Source organism: Pontibacterium sp. (assembly GCF_041587635.1).
Classification (GTDB): domain Bacteria; phylum Pseudomonadota; class Gammaproteobacteria; order Pseudomonadales; family Balneatricaceae; genus Pontibacterium.
This window is the reverse complement of record NZ_JBFGYC010000754.1, coordinates 1-1014: the sequence shown is the minus strand read 5'-3', so window position 1 is coordinate 1014 and position 1014 is coordinate 1. Positions and strand designations below refer to the sequence as shown.

Genomic DNA, 1014 nt, shown 5'->3' with positions numbered 1-1014 from the left:
TGGTGAAGACGTTACCTCTCTGCTCAGAAACGCCGATATGGCGATGTATGAGGCCAAGAACAACGGTGGCAAACAACACAGCTTCTTCGATCAGTCGTTACAGGAAAAAGCGCTTGCCAAAATACGCCTGGACGAGCAACTGGCCGTTGCTGTTAATCATAACCAGTTCATTTTGCACTATCAGCCAATCTACGATCTGGAAACCCGCAACATCGAATCTTACGAAGCACTCATTCGCTGGAACCATCCTGAGTCAGGCCTGGTGTTTCCCGACAAGTTTATCCCTCAGGCAGAGGAATCCGGCTGTATTAAAGATATAGGTTATCTGGTCATACAGGCCTCCTGTGCATTTATTAAGAAAACCCTCGCCCGTACGGGCTACTGTCCTAGTGTGTCGGTCAACCTTTCACCGCAACAGTTTATGGACCCTAATCTGGTCGAGTACATTCAGCAGGAACTGAACAAGAGTGAACTTGATGCCCGTTATCTGGAGATTGAGATTACTGAATCGAGCCTGATGGAGAATATCGATTTGGCGATCGAAACCCTGAGCGAACTCAAAGCGATCGGTGTTAGCATTGCAATCGATGACTTTGGTACCGGCTATTCCTCGCTCGCGATGCTGAGACGTTTACCGGTGGATAAGCTCAAGATTGACCGCAGCTTCGTCATGGAGATGGACGACAATCGCAGTGACCAACGGATTGTCCGTGGTCTTATCTTTATGGCCCATACCCTGCGCCTCAAGGTTGTGGCAGAGGGTATCGAAACAGAGTCGCAGGAAAACATACTGCGCCGTTACGGTTGTGATCTGGGCCAAGGGTATTTCTTCAGCCGTCCCCAGCCAGAGGCTCAACTCACTATCCCAAGTAGCGAACCAAAGCCTAATTACACCACCATTACCTGATCGCACTACAGAAAAACGCCCCCTCCCCGACCCCGCACTTAACAAGGAACTGCGGGGTTGACTCCGTTGTCTCATCCTCAGTATGTATTGGAAAAAGAGCGATGTAC

The 1014-nt window shown here is 49.7% G+C and carries 1 protein-coding gene; it reads left to right on the top strand.

The window, feature by feature from the left end; all coding sequences use genetic code 11:
• The coding region (locus ABYW01_RS21450) for a putative bifunctional diguanylate cyclase/phosphodiesterase (protein WP_372836657.1) at positions 1 to 907 on the top strand (907 nt) is incomplete at its 5' end.
• Between the last annotated feature and the right edge of the window lie 107 nt (positions 908 to 1014).